The organism is Pseudomonas fluorescens (assembly GCF_002837185.1).
GTDB classification, from domain to species: Bacteria; Pseudomonadota; Gammaproteobacteria; order Pseudomonadales; family Pseudomonadaceae; genus Aquipseudomonas; species Aquipseudomonas fluorescens_AM.
This window is the reverse complement of record NZ_KZ478023.1, coordinates 18,179-33,918: the sequence shown is the minus strand read 5'-3', so window position 1 is coordinate 33,918 and position 15,740 is coordinate 18,179. Positions and strand designations below refer to the sequence as shown.

Sequence of the window (15,740 nt, the reverse complement as noted above, 5' to 3'; positions counted from 1 at the left end):
CACGAAACTGACAGATTGGATGGTCAATTGAACTGGCCGGTCACATTTAAGCACTCCCGGGCCGATTCGCCTAAGGCAACAAGTCCTCAAGACGGCCGCGCAGGCGCTGCGGCAGGTTGTCCTGAATCTCGATCACGGCCCGCGCAATCGCGCTCTGAAAGCCCTCGACACCTGCCGAGCCATGGCTTTTCACCACTACGCCCTGCAACCCCAGAAAACTCGCGCCGTTATGCCGCGCCGGCGCCAGGTCGGCCTGCAGCCGGCGCATCAACGGCAACGCCAGGGCGCCGACCATGCGCGACGCCAGGTTCTGCTTGAACAAGGCTTCGATACGCGTGGCAATCATGGTTGCCAAGCCCTCGCTGGACTTGAGCAGGATGTTGCCGACAAACCCGTCACACACCACCACGTCGGCTTCGCCACGGTACAAGCCGTCACCTTCGACAAAACCGACGTAGTTCAAACCCCGCGCGCCTTGCAGCAAGGTGGCGGCCAGCTTGACCTGCTGATTGCCCTTGATGTCCTCGGTGCCGATATTCAGCAGGGCCACTCTTGGCCGGACTACGCCCAACGCTTCGGCGGCCACCGAACCCATCACGGCGAACTGCAACAGATGCTCGGCACTGCAATCGACGTTCGCTCCCAGGTCCAGCAACTGACAATAGCCTTTCTGCGTGGGAATCGCCGCCACCATCGCCGGCCGATCGATGCCCGGCAGGGTCTTGAGCACATGCCGCGACAGGGCCATCAGCGCGCCGGTATTGCCGGCACTGACACAAGCGTGCACCTTGCCGTCGCGCAGCAGCTCCAGGGCCACGCGCATGGACGAGTCGGGCTTGCCGCGCAGCGCGGCTGCCGGTTTTTCGTCCATGGTGATGGTTTCGCTGGCCGGCGTAACCGTCAGGCGCGCGCGATCCACCGCCGGATGGCTGGCAATCAGTTCTTCAATAAGGGTAGGTTGACCGACAAGGGTCAGGTGCAGCGAGGGCGTAGCAGACAGGCTGGCAATGCAGGCCTGAACAATGCTGCGGGGACCGAAGTCCCCGCCCATTGCGTCAATCGCGATGACTTGAGCAGACAAGTGATTACTCGTCAGCGCCCTTGTCGATCACTTTACGGCCACGGTATACGCCTTCTGGCGATACGTGGTGACGCAGGTGAACTTCACCGGTGGTCTTTTCCACGGACAGGGTGCTAGCCTCGAGAGCGTCGTGCGAACGGCGCATGTCACGGGCGGAGCGGGATTTTTTGTTCTGCTGAACAGCCATAATTGATTAACTCCTAAACGTTTGGGTCACGCTTTAACTGCGCCAATACACTGAACGGGTTGGACCGCGTTACCTCGTCCTCGCTCGGTTCGGGCTCGTCATCGAGGCCCGCCGGCTGCTGGCATTCTTCCGGATGATGAGCAGGCACAATGGGCAAGGCGAGCAAAAGCTCCTCCTCGATCAGTGCATGCAGATCCAAAGGATCTTCGCCCAGTTCCAGCACGTCATAACCTTTCGGCAACGACTGGGTATTCGCACCCTCCTTCACCACGGCATAACTGCACTCGCTGTGGATCGGCAGGGTGACCAGCTCAAGACAACGCTGGCAAACCATTTTGACTTCGGTGTCGATAACGCTGTGGATCACCACAGATTTACGTTCATCTCGTTCAAAAATGAATTTGGCCTGCACCGTACCGACAGTGTCGGAAAGCGGGTCGCAGAGTCTCTCCAAATCGGCCAGCGGCAATTCACCTTGAAGGGAAGTGCCACGATCAGCCAATTTGCGCGGGTCAACGTGAGGTGGAATCGGGTCATTCAACATAGGCGCAGCATTATAGGGATGCACCCGGCCATGTCAAAGGAAATTCAGCCCTGTGCGTCAGCCGGTCACGCCGCTAGAATCTGCGGCTGTCTTGAGGAGACGTCTATGCTGCCTTTATTACTCGCGTCCAGCTCGGTTTATCGTCGTCAATTACTGAGCCGCCTGCACCTGCCATTCATCTGCAGCTCGCCGGATATCGATGAAAGCCATCGTGACAACGAATCCGCCGTGGAACTGGTCAAGCGCCTGGCCGAGCAGAAAGCGCGCGCCTTGGCGCTCAGTCATCCAGGTCATCTGATCATCGGCTCAGACCAGGTCGCCGCACTGCAAGGCCGCATTATCGGCAAGCCTCACACCTTCGAGAACGCACGAGAACAGCTATTGGCCGCCAGCGGCAAGCGCGTGAGCTTTCTTACCGGGCTGGCACTGCTCAACAGTGAAACGGGGCGCTGCCAGGTCGACTGCGTACCGTTCACCGTGCAGATGCGTGAACTGGATGCCGAACGCGTCGAGCGCTACCTGCGGATCGAACAGCCTTATGATTGCGCGGGCAGCTTCAAGGCCGAAGGGCTGGGCGTCAGCCTGTTCCAGAGCACCGAAGGGCCGGATGCGACAAGCCTTATTGGCCTGCCACTGATTCGACTGGTGGATATGCTGCTGACCGAAGGCGTGCAAATTCCTTAAGTACACATCGACCCAATGTGGGAGGGGGCTTGCCCCCGATAGCGGTGGATCAGCCAGCTTATCCATAGCTGACACACCGTCATCGGGGGCAAGCCCCCTCCCACATTTTGATCTACAGCTGGCTTGAGCTATCAGCGCAATGTCGGGCCTTGGAAGCCCATGTACAACGCCAGTTTCTCGGCCACGCTGGCACCGAGCTTTTTGGAAAACCGGTCAAACGGCGATTCCTCAACCGTGAAATCCACCAACTCCTTCTCGCCAACCACATCCCGCGCCACCGAACTGGCACTGCCCAGGCCGTCGATCAAGCCCAGCGGCAGCGCCTGCTCGCCCGACCACACCAGCCCGGAGAACAGCTCCGGATGCTCCTTGTCCTTGAGCCGATCGCCACGCCCTTGCTTGACGCTGGCGATGAACTGGCGATGAGTCGTGTCGAGCACGCCCTGCCAGAACTGGGTCTCATCAGCCTTTTGCGGCTGGAACGGATCGAGGAAGGCCTTGTGCTCGCCCGAGGTGTAGGTGCGACGCTCCACACCCAGCTTCTCCATGGTGCCGACAAAACCGTAACCGGCTGCCGTCACGCCAATGGAGCCCACCAGGCTGGCCTTGTCAGCGTAAATCTGGTCGGCGGCACTGGCGATGTAATAAGCGCCCGAAGCCCCCAGGTCGGAGATCACCGCATAAAGCTTGGTGTCCGGATGCAGCGCGCGCAGGCGACGAATCTCGTCATACACATAGCCCGACTGCACAGGACTGCCGCCGGGGCTGTTGATACGCAGGACCACGCCCTTGACCTTGGGGTCTTCGAACGCCGCGCGCAGGCTGCTGACAATATTGTCGGCACTGGCGGGCTCCTTGTCGGCGATCACCCCGCGCACCTCGATCAAGGCGGTGTAGTGACTGCCCCGGGTGGCGCTTTTCTCCATGTCCATCAACGGGCTGAACAACGCCAGAATGAGCAGCAGATAAGTGAAGGTCAGCAGCTTGAAGAAGATCCCCCAGCGTCGCGCGCGACGCTGCTCCTGGACGCTGGCCAGGAGGGTTTTCTCCAGCAGTTTCCAGCTCTTGTCATCAGCGTTTTGCGCTTTTTCCGGCGCTTTCCACTCGTCACTCATGCCATCAACCTCAGCAAAGACTTATCGGGCCCGGCTGAGCCAGGCCTGCAATTGAGAAAAATGATCGATCGCAATCCTGGGCTCGTATGGCTGCAGGGCGTCCGCAGACTGGGCGCCATAGCTGACCGCCACGCTGTCCATGCCTGCATTGCGCGCCATCATCAGGTCGAAGGACGCATCACCTACCATCAACGCCTGGCGCGGCGATACCCCGCAATGCGCCAGGATCTGCTCCAGCATCAGAGGGTGAGGTTTACTGGCCGTTTCATCCGCCGCACGGGTGATATCGAAATAGTCTTCCCAGCCGTGCGCCTTGAGCACCCGATCCAGCCCGCGACGCGCCTTACCCGTGGCGACGGCCAGGTGATAACCCTCGGCACGAAACGCTTGCAGCGACTGCACCACACCTTCAAACAGCGGCGAAGGCTCGGCCTCCAGCGCAATGTAGTGATCGGCGTAATGCTCGCGGAAAGCGACCAGCTCAGTGTCGGATATCTGCGGATACAGCGTGCGAATCGCCTCAGGCAAGCCCAGGCCGATAATGCCCTTGACCGCCAGGTCGCTGCACAACTCGAAACCCGAGCGGGTCGATGCCATGTGCATCGACTCGACGATGCGGCCAATGGAATTGGCCAGGGTGCCGTCCCAGTCGAAAATCAGCAGCTTGTAATCACGGTGCGACACTCAAACGCTCCACGGTCTTGGCCCACATTTCATCGACCGGCGCCTGCAACTTCAGCTCGCCGCCATCGGGCAGCGGCACGGTCAACATGTAGGCGTGCAGGAACAGGCGTTTGCCGCCCAGGTCGCGAATCTCCCTGGAGAAATCCTCGTCACCATATTTGGTATCACCGGCGATGCAGTGACCGGCATGCAGGGTGTGCACGCGAATCTGGTGGGTACGCCCGGTCACCGGCTTGGCCTCGACCAGGGTGGCGAAGTCGCCGAAGCGGCGCAGCACCTTGAACAGGGTCAGGGCCTCTTTGCCCTCCTCGTCCACTTCCACCATGCGCTCACCGGAGCGCAGGTTGCTCTTCTGCAACGGCGCCCGCACGCTCTTGATCGAACTGGCCCAGTTACCGCGTACCAACGCCATGTAGCGCTTGTCCACGCCGTCGCCGCGCAGGGCAGTGTGCAGGTGGCGCAACATGCTGCGTTTCTTGGCGATCATCAACAGGCCGGAGGTGTCGCGGTCCAGGCGATGGACCAGCTCCAGCTCCTTGGCATCCGGGCGCAACTGCCGGAAGGCTTCGATCACGCCGAACGTCAGGCCGCTGCCGCCGTGAACGGCAATGCCGCAGGGTTTGTTGATCACGATGAGTTTGTTATCTTCGAACACGATCGACGCTTCCAGGCGCTGCAACAGGCCCTGGGCCAGCGGCACCGGCTCGTCGCGCTCAGGCACGCGAACCGGCGGCACACGGACGATATCGCCCGCCTGCAGCTTGTACTCGGGCTTGATCCGGCCCTTGTTCACCCGCACTTCACCTTTACGCAAGATGCGGTAGATCAAGGTCTTGGGCACGCCTTTGAGCCTGGCCAGGAGAAAATTATCGATGCGTTGGCCGGCATATTCCGGCGAGACCTCGAGCAGCTGGACGCTGGGGGTCTGGGGGGCGGTAGTCGTCATGCTGGCGATGATAACAATTTTTTATGGAATTGAAGCACTTAATCATTGCTGCTATAGTCGCGAACGCCGCCAAAAGCGGCCTGGACAGAGGACTTGCGGCAAACTGCCGGCCCTGACCATCGCAATTCATCAGGACGCGAGGCCGTCCTACGGGGCGTTCGCCACCCTGGAAGGCTTGAGATTGTAACAAGCGCAGGTGACATGAGGCCTGAAGCGAGTGCGGTACGCAGAGTGAATACTCGCGTGTTGCGCCGATATTTACGGCCAGTTCACAAAGTGCAGTCAGTCCCGAGCCAGACCATGGCGAATGCTTCGGAAACAACGCCTGTTAAGAGCTGAGTGAGAGCGCAGTCGCCCACACCTAGTCTTGTTTAGCCATGAGCGTGGACTCCCCTTTGGAGAACACGGTAAATGCCAACCCGCTGCGGATTCTGCGCGCGGCAGCACCCGAATTATCAGGGATACGTGTAGGGTGGAGATGCACAACCGTCGGACCGTGTAGCACTAGGCTTATATTTAGACGCTTCATCTCGTCCACAGTCGCCGGTTGATTCCTCCTCCTGACCTTAGCTTTTGTTGAAGTGGTGCCTTTGTCACCACCGCTAACAAGCAGGACGCGTCCGTCGCGATACCCGCCCAATTGGCAGGTTTTGCTGGACACTGGAGTGGCCAACCACTCTTGACGCACCTGACACCGACCGTGAGAAGTCGTGTGTGCCGAACGCCGTTTCCGGCAGCCCGGAAACCGACGGTACAACATGAAAAGAATGCTGATTAACGCAACTCAACCCGAAGAGTTGCGTGTTGCACTGGTAGATGGCCAACGCCTCTACGACCTGGATATCGAATCCGGTGCGCGCGAGCAAAAGAAGGCCAACATCTATAAAGGCCGTATTACTCGCATCGAACCAAGCCTTGAGGCTGCCTTTGTCGATTTCGGCTCCGAGCGCCACGGCTTCCTGCCCCTCAAGGAAATCTCCCGCGAATACTTCAAGAAGGCCCCCGAAGGCCGCGTGAACATCAAGGACGTCCTGAGCGAAGGCCAGGAAGTCATTGTCCAGGTCGAAAAAGAAGAACGTGGCAACAAGGGCGCCGCTCTGACCACCTTCATCAGCCTGGCTGGCCGTTACCTGGTGCTGATGCCGAACAACCCGCGTGCCGGCGGCATCTCCCGTCGCATCGAGGGCGAAGAGCGCAACGAACTGCGTGAAGCGCTGAACGGCCTGATCGCACCCGCCGACATGGGCCTGATCGTGCGCACTGCCGGCCTGGGCCGCAGCAGCGAAGAAATGCAGTGGGACCTCGACTACCTGCTGCAACTGTGGACCGCCATCAAAGAAGCTTCGCTGGATCGTTCCGCGCCGTTCCTGATCTACCAGGAAAGCAACGTGATCATCCGCGCCATCCGCGATTACCTGCGCCAGGACATCGGCGAAGTGCTGATCGACAGCGTTGAAGCCCAGGACGAAGCCCTGACCTTCATCCGCCAGGTGATGCCGCAGTACGCCAGCAAGATCAAGCTGTACGAAGACAGCGTTCCGCTGTTCAACCGTTTCCAGATCGAAAGCCAGATCGAGACCGCTTTCCAGCGCGTGGTCGAACTGCCTTCCGGCGGCTCCATCGTGATCGACCCGACCGAAGCCCTGGTGTCCATCGACATAAACTCGGCGCGCGCCACGAAGGGTAGCGACATCGAAGAGACCGCCCTGCAGACCAACCTGGAAGCGGCTGAAGAAATCGCCCGCCAGCTGCGCCTGCGTGATATCGGCGGCCTGATCGTGATCGACTTCATCGACATGACCCCGGCCAAGAACCAGCGCGCCGTGGAAGAGAAAGTCCGCGAATGCCTGGAAGCCGACCGCGCCCGCGTACAAGTGGGCCGTATCTCGCGCTTCGGCCTGCTGGAAATGTCCCGTCAGCGCCTGCGTCCATCCCTGGGCGAAAGCAGCGGCATCGTCTGCCCGCGTTGCAACGGCACCGGCATCATCCGTGACGTTGAATCGCTGTCCCTGGCGATCCTGCGCCTGATCGAAGAAGAAGCCCTGAAAGACCGCACCGCCGAAGTTCGCGCACAAGTGCCGATTCCGGTTGCCGCGTTCCTGCTCAACGAAAAACGCAACTCGATCACCAAGATCGAACTGCGCACCCGTGCCCGTATCGTCATCCTGCCGAACGATCACCTCGAGACGCCGCACTTCGAAGTGCAACGCCTGCGCGATGACAGCCCGGAAGCCCACAGCGGCCAGTCCAGCTACGAAATCGCCGCTGCCGCCGCCGAAGTGGAAGAAGTCCAGCCGGCCGCCGCGACCCGCACCCTGGTTCGCCAGGAAGCCGCCGTGAAAACCGCCCCGGCCCGCGCCAATGCACCGGTACCGGCCGAAGCTGCTGCTCCGGTGGCCGCGCCGGCCGCCCTGCCCGAGCCAAGCCTGTTCAAGGGCCTGGTGAAGTCGCTGGTCAGCCTGTTCGCTACCAAGGAAGAGCCCGCTGCCCCGGTTGTGGTTGAAAAAACCGCCACCGAACGCCCGGCGCGTAACGAAGAGCGTCGCAACGGTCGTCAGCAGAGCCGCAACCGCAACGGTCGTCGGGACGAAGAGCGCAAGCCGCGCGAAGAACGTGCCCCGCGTGAAGAGCGCGCGCCACGTGAAGAGCGTGCACCTCGCGAAGCCCGTGAAGAAACCCCGACCGTAGCCCGTGAAGAACGCGCACCGCGCGAAGAACGTGCGCGTACTCCACGCGCCCCGCGTGAAGATCGCAAGCCGCGTGGCGAGCGTGAAGAGCGTGTACGTGAACTGCGCGAGCCGTTGGATGCGGCCCCTGCCGTCGCCGCTGCCGCTGCCGCAGCCACCGAAGAACGCCCGGCTCGCCAGCCGCGTGAAGAGCGCGCGCCACGTGAGGAACGTCAACCACGCGCTCCGCGTGAAGAGCGTCAACCACGCGCCGAACAGGCCGCCGCCGCCAGTGAAGAAGAAGTGCTGACCGGCGAAGAGCAACTGCAGGAAGATGGCCAGGACAACGCCGAAGGCGATCGCCCACGCCGCCGCTCCCGTGGTCAGCGTCGTCGCAGCAACCGTCGTGAGCGTCAGCGTGATGCCAACGGCAACGTGATCGAAGGCTCGGAAGAAGTCGGCGAGAACGCAGAAGCGGCCAACCACGAACCGACGGGCGCCGAACTGGCTGCCGGCCTGGCCGTGACCGCTGCCGTTGCCAGCTCGGTCATCAGCGCCCCTGCTGAAGCCCAGGCCCATGAGCAGGCTGAACGCGCTACCGCTGCTGTCGAAGAGACCGCTGCGGTAGAAGCGCCCGTTGCCGAGACGCCAGTGGTTGAAGCACCGGTGGTGGAAGCCACTACCCCAATCGAAACCCCAGTGGTTCCGGAAGTGGAAGTGGCACCGGTTCGCGACGCTCAACCCGTGACCGAAGTGGTTGCCGTTGAAGTCGCTCCGGTCGTCGAGCCTGAGCCAGTGGCTGACGCCGCTGTTGAAGCACCGGCTGTCGAAGAAGCTGCCCCGGCCGTGCGTGAAGTTCGCGAAGAACAGACCGCCTTCCAATGGCCTGCCGAACCTGCTGCTCCGGTTGAAGCGCCTGCTCCTGCCCCGGTGGTAGAAGAGGCGCCGGCTGCGGTTGCTGATGTCGTAGTGGTGGCCGAGCCGACCCCAGAGGTCGAGACTGCCCCCGTGGTTGAGCCCGCTCCAGTCGTTGAGCCTGCACCCGTGGTTGAAGCGCCGGTAGTGGCCGAAGTCGCCGCTCCGGTGGTTGAAGCTGCACCGGCAAGCGCACTGACTGAAAACGGCCGTGCACCGAACGACCCACGTGAAGTGCGTCGTCGCCGCAAGGAAGCCGAGGCTGCCGCTGCCGCTGCCGCGTCGGTAGAGCACAAGGCCCAGGAAGAAGAGCACGAGCCTAAACCCCTCGTCTGATTCCATCAGCCATTAAAAAGCCCCGCCTGAGTGATCAGGCGGGGCTTTTTATTGCAAAAATGTGGGAGGGGGCTTGCCGCCGATGGCGGTGTATCAGCCACAGATATGTTGACTGAACCACCGCTATCGGGGGCAAGCCCCCTCCCACACTTTAATGCGCGCTGAAATTCAACCGTTGTGGCAGATCCACATCCCAGAGAACACCGGCGTCATCCAGCGGCACTTCACTCACCGACACACGCGCGAACAGCAGCTTCGCGCCACGATCGCCTGTCAGCGCCATCAAATCTGCGCCCAACGCTCGGTCAAAGGCCACGGGATGTCCATGCTCGCCCGCATGCACCGGCACGCTGATGCAACCGGCTTGCAGCGCATTGATCACCCGTTCGATGCTGGTGGATCGAATGAACGGCATATCCCCCAATACCACCAGCCAACCGTCCGCCAAACTACTCGCGGCGACTGCGGCAGCAATGCTGTCGCCCATACCAGCCGACTGCAGCAGCAAGACTTTGCAGCCATGCGCCTGCGCCAGCCGAATCACCTCGGTACTGCCCGGCAGCGTAACCACCCAACGCTCCACCACACTGGCCGGCAAATTCATCAGGACCTGCTCGATCACCGGCCGCGTCACGCCGTCCAGCCCTACACAATCGGCGAGCAATTTATCCCGGTCGGCGCCCGCCTCAGCACGAAAGCGACTGCCCTGCCCCGCCGCCAGCACTATCGCCGTCACTGTCACTGGGCAACCGCCGCCAGCGGCTTTTTCTGCACAGGCGCCACGCCGTTCTTGATCGCGACGATTTCCGCCATCAGCGACAGCGCAATTTCCGCCGGTGTATGGCTGCCGATGTGCAAGCCGATGGGCCCATGCAAACGTGCAATCGCTTCTGCCGACAACCCCAACGCCGCCAGGTTTTCCCGTCGCTTCTGCGTGTTGACCCGCGAACCGAGGGCGCCAATATAGAACGCGCTGGAATTCAACGCCGTGAGCAACGCCATGTCATCCAGGCGCGGATCATGGGTGAGACAGACAATCGCCGTGCGTTCGTCGGTCTGGATATTCAGCACCGCTTCATCGGGCATGCCCGGCACGAAGCGACCGTGGTGTTCCTCCCAGCCATAGACAAACTCTTCACGCGGGTCGCAGATCAGCACTTCAAAGTCGAGCAGGCGCGCCATTTCCGCGACATAGCGCGACAGTTGTCCGGCGCCGATCAACAGCAGGCGCCAGCGCGGCCCATAGATGGCGCGCAGGCACTGGTCGTCAAAGGTCACCACATCGGTCTTGCTCGCGGCACTGAGGGTCACGTTGCCAGTGGCCAGGTCCAGCTCCCGCGCAACAATCTGATGATCCTCACAGCGCGCCAGCAATTGCGCGACCCACTCCCAGTCGTCCACCCGCTCTTCGGTCAGGCGCAGGGTGCCGCCGCAGGGCAGGCCAAAGCGCGCCGCCTCATCGCGGGTGACACCGTAGGTGACCAACTGCACGGGCGGGCCATCATCGGGCAAACGGCCATCCTGCAGGCGCGCGATCAAGTCATCCTCGATACAGCCGCCGGACACCGAGCCGATCACCACCCCGTCGCCGCGCAGGGCCAACATCGCCCCCGGTGGGCGCGGCGCGCTGCCCCAGGTCTGCACCACGCTGTACAACACCACGCGTTGCCCGGCGCGGCGCCATTCCAGCACGCTGCGCAAGACGTTCAGATCCACACTGTCCACAAAACCTCCCGCAAGCGTTTCAACCGGTTCATTTACTGTAAAACAAAAGCCACTGCCGTGACGCGCCAGAAACGCAAACGCCCCGAACCAGTCGGGGCGTTTGTGTGTTGCTGTCGGCGTTAGTTCACGCCATCTGCAGCTTACTTGACCACAGGTGCAGGGCCTTCGGCCACGCCCAGGTCGTCGATTTCGCGGGTTTCGGAGATACCGGTACCGCCGGATGCCAGTTCGCTTTGCAGCTTGTCGGTGTCCAGTTCCTTGACCCACTTGGCCACAACGATGGTGGCAACGGCGTTACCCACCAGGTTGGTCAGCGCGCGGGCTTCGGACATGAAGCGATCGATACCCAGGATCAGCGCCAGGCCGGCAACCGGCAGGTGGCCGACAGCCGACAGGGTCGCAGCCAGTACGATGAAACCACTGCCCGTCACACCCGCGGCACCCTTGGAGGACAGCAGCAGCACCAGCAGCAGGGTGATCTGGTGGGTGATGTCCATGTGGGTGTCGGTCGCCTGGGCGATGAACACGGCGGCCATGGTCAGGTAGATCGACGTACCGTCAAGGTTGAACGAGTAACCGGTCGGGATGACCAGGCCAACCACGGATTTCTTCGCGCCCAGACGCTCCATCTTGATCAGCATGCGCGGCAGTGCGGATTCCGAAGACGAAGTCCCCAGCACGATCAGCAGCTCTTCGCGGATATAGCGAATCAGCTTCAACACGCTGAAGCCGTGGGCGCGGCAGATGGCGCCCAGCACCACCACCACGAACAGGACGCAGGTGATGTAGAAGCAGATCATCAACTGGCCCAACTGCACCAGGGAACCTACGCCGTAGGCACCGATGGTGAACGCCATGGCGCCCAGGGCACCGATGGGCGCCAGCTTCATGATCATGTTGATGATGTTGAACATCACGTGGGCGAAACGATCGATGAAGTCCAGCACCGGCTTGCCGTAGGCACCCAGGCGGTGCAGGGCGAAACCGAAGATCACCGAGAACATCAGCACTTGCAGGATGTCGCCGTTGGCGAAGGCGCCGACGATGGTGTTGGGGATGACATTGAGGATAAAGCCGACGATGCTCTGGTCTTTACCGGCGGTCACGTAGGCAGCGACTTTGGAAGCGTCCAGGGTTGCCACGTCGATGTGCATGCCGGCGCCCGGTTGCACGACGTTGACCACGATCAGGCCGATCAGCAACGCAATGGTGGAAACGACTTCGAAGTACAGCAGCGCGTAGCCACCGGTTTTACCGACCGATTTCATGCTTTGCATGCCAGCGATGCCGCTGACCACGGTGCAGAAGATGATCGGGGCGATGACCATTTTGATCAGCTTGATAAAGCCGTCACCCAGTGGCTTGAGGGCCACGCCGGTCTGCGGGTAAAAGTGACCGAGCAAAATACCGATAACGATTGCAACGATCACCTGGAAATACAGGGATTTGTAGATTGGCTGACGAGTCGTCATTGCAAAGTTCCTCAATCGCACCGTGTGGCAAATATCCGCCATTGCCCACGACACTTGAATTGCGAACCCTCCTGCACTGGAGGGATTTGTTGTTGGCGAGGACTGTAGGAACAATCCCGCGCTTTGATCCTTATCGCAAACGCCGTGCCACTTTGCTTAAACCCGGTGAAAGCCTCTGGACATCAGGGCCTCAGGCTCGCCAACGCCTGGCGGGCGTGTAACAAGGTGGCGGATTTCCGCCGACCAACCCCGTCTCGTCCTACAATTTGGCGGATATCCGCCTTGTGACCCCTCCAGGTGATGGCTACCATCGGCCCTTCCATGGACGAGGCCCTGTCATGCGTGAACGCACCATCGCCAGCCACTTCGCCCGCGCGGCCCTGGGCGGCGCACGTCGGGCCGGTTTCGACTACTCGGGCCTGTTGCAGCAGGTGGGTATCACCCCCGAACAGCTGAGCGAACCGCGTGCGCGTATCGCTCCGGAGCAATTTACCCGGTTGCTGCAAATGCTCTGGCTGGCGCTGGATGATGAATACCTGGGTTTCGCCCAGGCGCCGAGCAAGCGCGGCACCTTCGCCATGATGTGTCATGCGCTGATTCATTGCCGCACGCTGGAGAAGGCGCTGGAACGCGGCCTGTTATTTTACAGCCTGTTCCCCCACGGCCCGCGCTGGCAGCTGACACGCGAAGGCGACAGCGCTCGCTTGAGCCTGGACGACTCGCCACTGTGGGACCCGGACCACTTTCTCAGTGAATGCCTGCTGGTGATCTGGCATCGTCTGGGCAGTTGGTTGATCGGCCAGCGTATTCGGCTGCATCAGGTCACCTTCAGTTATGCGATGCCGGCCCACGCCGGTGAATACGACCTGCTGTTTCCTTGCCCGCAGGTATTCGCCGCGCCCAACAGCAGCCTGGTGTTTCCCAGCCGATACTTGAACCTGCCGCTGCTGCAGGATGAACGCACCCTCAAGCACTTTCTACAGCGCTCCCCCGCCGACTTGTTGTCTCGACCCGATGAGGGCGACAGCCTGAGCAGCCAACTGCGCCGCTTGCTGAGCCGCGACCGCACGCCCTGGCCGGACCTGGAAGCGGTCGCCCAGCACTTGCATATCAGCCCGCAGACCCTGCGCCGGCATTTGCGTGAAGAAGGCAGCAGCTTTCAGGCATTGAAGGATGAGTTACGCCGCGATATCGCCATCTACCACTTGGGGCGAGCGGACTTGTCTTTGCAGGAAATTGCAGAACAGTTGGGGTTCTCGGAGCCGTCAGCGTTTCATCGGGCGTTCAAGAAGTGGACCGGGTTGACGCCGGGGGCGTATCGCGCGCAGGAGGGCTGAAGGCGGGTAGCCTGCCTGCCCCCTCACAAGGCGGGAAAGTGAATCCTGAACGCCGCGCCACCCAGCGCCGAATCACCCAGGGTCAACCGCGCGTGATAGCTTTCGATGATGTCCTTGACCACCGCCAACCCGATGCCCTGCCCCGGGTGCTGGCGATCAAGCCGTTCGCCGCGCTGCAGGATCCGTGCGCGCTGGTCCGGTGGCACACCGGGGCCATCGTCTTCGATGCACAGCTCACTGCCGTCCGGGTGTTCCACGAGGCTGATACGTACCTGCTTCACGCATAGGCGGTAGGCGTTTTCCAGCAGGTTGCCGAGCATCTCGAGCAGGGCGCCTTTCTCGATGGGTACGTCGCACGCGTCCGGCAGGTCGAGGGACACGGTGACGCGCTTGTCCCGGTAAACCTTGTCCAACGTGTCGCACAGGCTTTGCAGCACCGGTTCCAGGCGTACCTGGTGGCGGACCAGGCCGCTCTTGCGCAGGCTGGCGCGCTGCAATTGATAGCCGATCTGCTGGCTCATGCGCTCGATCTGCGACTGCAGCACCCAGGCCTGGCTGCGTTCCTCGGGGCGCTGGGCCATGTCTTCGCTCACCCCCTGCAATACCGCCAGCGGGGTTTTCAGGCTATGGGCCAAGTCATCCAGGGAGTCGCGGTAGCGCGTGCGCTGCTCACGCTCGCTGTGCAGCAAACGGTTGAGGGAACCGGTGAGGCGCAGCAATTCCCGGGGGTGCTCTTCGCTGAGGCTTTCGCGGGTGCCGCCTTCGATCTGGTCCAGCTCCTGGCTCAGGCGCCGCAGGGCCTGCAGGCCCCAGGTCAGGCCGAGCCAGAGCAGCGTCAACAGCACCAGCAATGCCGCGCCGAACCCCAGGTAGAGATTCTCGCGCAGGCCTTCGAGGGTCAGTTGGTACTCGCGCACCGGTTGCAAGGCGACGATGCTGAAAGCCGCGCTCTTGCCGCCCAGCAGCCGGACCTCGACGTCATAGACGAAGAACTCCTGGCCGTTGGCCTCACGAATACGCGCGAATTCGTTGCCGCGCCCATCGTAGCGCGGCTTGTAATTGATGTTTTCTTCCTGGGTCGCCCGCGAACGCCACACCAGATGGCCTTCACGGTCGTAGATATAGCCGAGCAGGCGACTGTCGGTCAGGTTGAAACGCTCATCGGGCAACTGCGCCGGCATCAACAGCCGGTTATTTTCCACGCGGGCCGCCGAGATCAGGGTGGTGACATCCGACGCCAGGCGCTGCTCGATGGAATCCTGCAGCGCCAGGCTGAAGGCACCTTGCATGGCGGGCAACAAGCCCAGCATGAACAGCACCGCCAGGGTGGCGGCGGCCAGCATCAGGCGCACACGGAGCGAGCGAATCAACGGCAGCGCTCATTGAACAGGTAGCCCAGGCCACGCACGGTGTCGATCGGCTTGAACCCGGCCGGGCCTTCCAACTTGCGGCGCAGCCGGCCAACCAGCACTTCGATGACGTTGGGGTCGCGCTCGTCATCATCGGGATAGAGCTGCTCCATCAAACGGTCCTTGGCCACCACCTGTTGATGATGGCGCATCAGGTATTCAAGGATGCGGTACTCATAGGCGGTCAGCGCCAGCGGTTGTTCGTCCAGCGAGGCTTGCTTGCGATTGAGGTCCAGCAGCAGGGGCCCGGCGACGATGGTGGACTGGGTGAAACCGCTGGAGCGGCGCAGCAAGGCGTTCATCCGCGCCTCCAGCTCTTCGAACTGGAACGGTTTGACCACATAGTCGTCGGCACCGGCAGCCAGGCCTTCGACTTTGTCCTGCCAGTTGCCGCGGGCGGTCAGGATCAGGATCGGAAAGGTCTTGGCCTGGGTGCGCAGCTGCCGGATCAGGTCCAGGCCGCCCATGCCGGGCAGACCCAGGTCGATGATCGCCAGGTCGTGGTTGAATTGGCCGGTCTGGTACAGGGCTTCCTCAGCATTGGCCACGGCTTCGACGACGTGGCCGCTGTCGGTCAGGCGGGTAAACAGGTGATGACGCAACAGCGCCTCATCTTCCACCACCAGCAATTTCATAAGG

The 15,740-nt window shown here is 61.8% G+C and carries 14 protein-coding genes; 3 read left to right on the top strand and 11 right to left on the bottom strand.

From position 1 onward, the window contains the following. Positions 1–70: 70 nt before the first annotated feature. Genes plsX through CIB54_RS24240 form a run of 3 tightly spaced genes read right to left on the bottom strand, consistent with a single transcriptional unit; the run spans position 71 to position 1,812 of the window. Positions 71–1,081 (bottom strand): phosphate acyltransferase PlsX, encoded by a 1,011-nt coding sequence (gene plsX / locus CIB54_RS24250; protein WP_083217974.1) that lies wholly within the window; start codon positions 1,079–1,081, stop codon positions 71–73. A gap of 4 nt (positions 1,082–1,085) precedes the next feature. After that, positions 1,086–1,268, bottom strand: a complete 183-nt coding sequence (gene rpmF / locus CIB54_RS24245; protein WP_003179396.1) for a 50S ribosomal protein L32 — start codon at positions 1,266–1,268, stop codon at positions 1,086–1,088. A 13-nt stretch (positions 1,269–1,281) separates the two neighbouring features. Beyond that, entirely contained in the window at positions 1,282–1,812 is a 531-nt protein-coding gene (locus tag CIB54_RS24240; protein ID WP_101221178.1) for a YceD family protein, read from the bottom strand. Between the two features lie 105 nt (positions 1,813–1,917). Here CIB54_RS24240 and CIB54_RS24235 point away from each other — a divergent pair, with 105 nt between their 5' ends. Beyond that, on the top strand, positions 1,918–2,496 hold the full coding sequence (locus tag CIB54_RS24235; RefSeq protein ID WP_101221177.1) for a Maf family protein: 579 nt from the start codon (positions 1,918–1,920) through the stop codon (positions 2,494–2,496). A 131-nt stretch (positions 2,497–2,627) separates the two neighbouring features. Here the strand turns inward: CIB54_RS24235 and CIB54_RS24230 are convergent, their stop codons facing one another. The 3 genes from CIB54_RS24230 to rluC are packed head-to-tail and all read right to left on the bottom strand — an operon-like array spanning position 2,628 to position 5,241. After that, a complete protein-coding gene (locus tag CIB54_RS24230) occupies positions 2,628–3,611 on the bottom strand; it encodes a S49 family peptidase (RefSeq protein WP_101221176.1) in 984 nt (327 codons plus the stop codon). A 21-nt stretch (positions 3,612–3,632) separates the two neighbouring features. Next, the gene (locus CIB54_RS24225; RefSeq protein WP_101221175.1) at positions 3,633–4,295 is read right to left on the bottom strand and encodes an HAD-IA family hydrolase; all 663 of its coding nucleotides are present in this window, start codon (positions 4,293–4,295) and stop codon (positions 3,633–3,635) included. Further along, positions 4,282–5,241 (bottom strand): 23S rRNA pseudouridine(955/2504/2580) synthase RluC, encoded by a 960-nt coding sequence (rluC, locus tag CIB54_RS24220; protein ID WP_065951059.1) that lies wholly within the window; start codon positions 5,239–5,241, stop codon positions 4,282–4,284. The genes CIB54_RS24225 and rluC overlap by 14 nt, the downstream gene beginning before the upstream one ends. Before the next feature lie 758 nt (positions 5,242–5,999). Between rluC and rne the strand changes: the two genes are divergently transcribed. After that, complete coding sequence (gene rne / locus CIB54_RS24210; RefSeq protein ID WP_198557218.1) at positions 6,000–9,158, top strand: ribonuclease E; 3,159 nt, start codon at positions 6,000–6,002, stop codon at positions 9,156–9,158. Between the two features lie 151 nt (positions 9,159–9,309). Here rne and CIB54_RS24205 read toward each other — a convergent pair whose 3' ends face one another. From CIB54_RS24205 to CIB54_RS24195, 3 genes are all read right to left on the bottom strand, one after another. Beyond that, positions 9,310–9,900, bottom strand: a complete 591-nt coding sequence (locus CIB54_RS24205; RefSeq protein WP_101221173.1) for a nucleotidyltransferase family protein — start codon at positions 9,898–9,900, stop codon at positions 9,310–9,312. After that, positions 9,897–10,883: an XdhC family protein gene (locus CIB54_RS24200; protein ID WP_065951062.1), complete on the bottom strand. Its 987-nt coding sequence runs from the start codon at positions 10,881–10,883 to the stop codon at positions 9,897–9,899. The genes CIB54_RS24205 and CIB54_RS24200 overlap by 4 nt, the downstream gene beginning before the upstream one ends. 140 nt (positions 10,884–11,023) lie before the next feature. Further along, positions 11,024–12,355 (bottom strand): dicarboxylate/amino acid:cation symporter, encoded by a 1,332-nt coding sequence (locus tag CIB54_RS24195; RefSeq protein WP_065884792.1) that lies wholly within the window; start codon positions 12,353–12,355, stop codon positions 11,024–11,026. A gap of 338 nt (positions 12,356–12,693) precedes the next feature. Between CIB54_RS24195 and CIB54_RS24190 the strand changes: the two genes are divergently transcribed. Beyond that, positions 12,694–13,692: an AraC family transcriptional regulator gene (locus tag CIB54_RS24190; protein ID WP_065951063.1), complete on the top strand. Its 999-nt coding sequence runs from the start codon at positions 12,694–12,696 to the stop codon at positions 13,690–13,692. Between the two features lie 23 nt (positions 13,693–13,715). On the opposite strand, the gene CIB54_RS24185 is transcribed toward CIB54_RS24190, so the two are convergent. Further along, the gene (locus CIB54_RS24185) at positions 13,716–15,062 is read right to left on the bottom strand and encodes an ATP-binding protein (RefSeq protein WP_065951064.1); all 1,347 of its coding nucleotides are present in this window, start codon (positions 15,060–15,062) and stop codon (positions 13,716–13,718) included. Further along, the gene (locus CIB54_RS24180) at positions 15,059–15,736 is read right to left on the bottom strand and encodes a response regulator (protein ID WP_010208358.1); all 678 of its coding nucleotides are present in this window, start codon (positions 15,734–15,736) and stop codon (positions 15,059–15,061) included. Before CIB54_RS24180 ends, CIB54_RS24185 begins: the two co-directional genes overlap by 4 nt. Between the last annotated feature and the right edge of the window lie 4 nt (positions 15,737–15,740).

Bases quoted from the DNA above. Each gene is read 5' to 3' on its own strand.
- rpmF (WP_003179396.1), bottom strand. From the start codon at position 1,268: ATGGCTGTTCAGCAGAACAAAAAATCCCGCTCCGCCCGTGACATGCGC.
- CIB54_RS24240 (WP_101221178.1), bottom strand. From the start codon at position 1,812: ATGTTGAATGACCCGATTCCACCTCACGTTGACCCGCGCAAATTGGCT.
- CIB54_RS24235 (WP_101221177.1), top strand. From the start codon at position 1,918: ATGCTGCCTTTATTACTCGCGTCCAGCTCGGTTTATCGTCGTCAATTA.
- CIB54_RS24230 (WP_101221176.1), bottom strand. From the start codon at position 3,611: ATGAGTGACGAGTGGAAAGCGCCGGAAAAAGCGCAAAACGCTGATGAC.
- rluC (WP_065951059.1), bottom strand. From the start codon at position 5,241: ATGACGACTACCGCCCCCCAGACCCCCAGCGTCCAGCTGCTCGAGGTC.
- rne (WP_198557218.1), top strand. From the start codon at position 6,000: ATGAAAAGAATGCTGATTAACGCAACTCAACCCGAAGAGTTGCGTGTT.
- CIB54_RS24195 (WP_065884792.1), bottom strand. From the start codon at position 12,355: ATGACGACTCGTCAGCCAATCTACAAATCCCTGTATTTCCAGGTGATC.
- CIB54_RS24190 (WP_065951063.1), top strand. From the start codon at position 12,694: ATGCGTGAACGCACCATCGCCAGCCACTTCGCCCGCGCGGCCCTGGGC.
- CIB54_RS24180 (WP_010208358.1), bottom strand. From the start codon at position 15,736: ATGAAATTGCTGGTGGTGGAAGATGAGGCGCTGTTGCGTCATCACCTG.